General features: G+C 46.9%; 1 protein-coding gene and 1 pseudogene. Both read right to left on the reverse strand.

The annotated features are described in order from the left end of the window. Positions 1–56 precede the first annotated feature (56 nt). Positions 57–527 carry a SoxR reducing system RseC family protein gene (locus tag R7P74_RS27175; protein ID WP_025796421.1) on the reverse strand — a complete coding sequence of 157 codons (471 nt, stop codon included), beginning with the start codon at positions 525–527 and terminating at the stop codon, positions 57–59. After that, positions 527–638: pseudogene (locus R7P74_RS27180) on the reverse strand (sigma-E factor regulatory protein RseB); the annotation flags it as partial. The pseudogene R7P74_RS27180 and the gene R7P74_RS27175, both read right to left, overlap by 1 nt.

Below are 638 nucleotides of genomic sequence, written 5' to 3' on the forward strand. Positions count from 1 at the left end.
GTTGGCAGATTCTACCGAATTTCGTTAACGGGCGCACCTAATTTAAAGTGTAGAGCTTATTGGATAGGTTCACCGAGAACTCGAATGAGGGTGACTTGGTGTTTTGACTCATCTTCAAGCGGTTTTGATAGGCGTTTTGCGAACCACATACCACCGCCTGCAAATAGCATGGATGCGAGAATAACAATGCCTTCTCCACCAGCGGTCAGAGGAGTCAGTAAGAAATGACCAACCATAGCACCAAGAATCAAACCAAATAAAGGCAGTAGATACACCGCCATGGCTGACTTGATAAGGCTGGATTCAGGAAAGCCGATTTCCACGACTTGACCGACTTGCACGTTTTTTTCTGTGCGCAGATGCCACGACAGGCTCTTATTACCTATCGCTTTAGTGACAACACCTGTGCCACAACTTTTTTGCGAGGAGCAGCTGCTGCAGCTCGTTTGCTGCTCGCAGCTTAAATCTATCTCGTACTGCTTACCGTGACGCTCTACTCCGGTCACGGTAGCTAACGCAGTCATCATTATTGCTTACTCTTTGTTACATTAAATGTGACAGATTGAGCAATGCGCTGCGCCGTAGCTGGCGGAATATCTCCGACCACAGAGATTTCATAATCACCATTCACAAAACTG

The organism is Vibrio sp. 2033, assembly GCF_033339735.1.

What these genes read in the sequence shown, in the direction of transcription:
- R7P74_RS27175 (WP_025796421.1), bottom strand. Translation starts at nt 527, where the DNA reads ATGATGACTGCGTTAGCTACCGTGACCGGAGTAGAGCGTCACGGTAAG.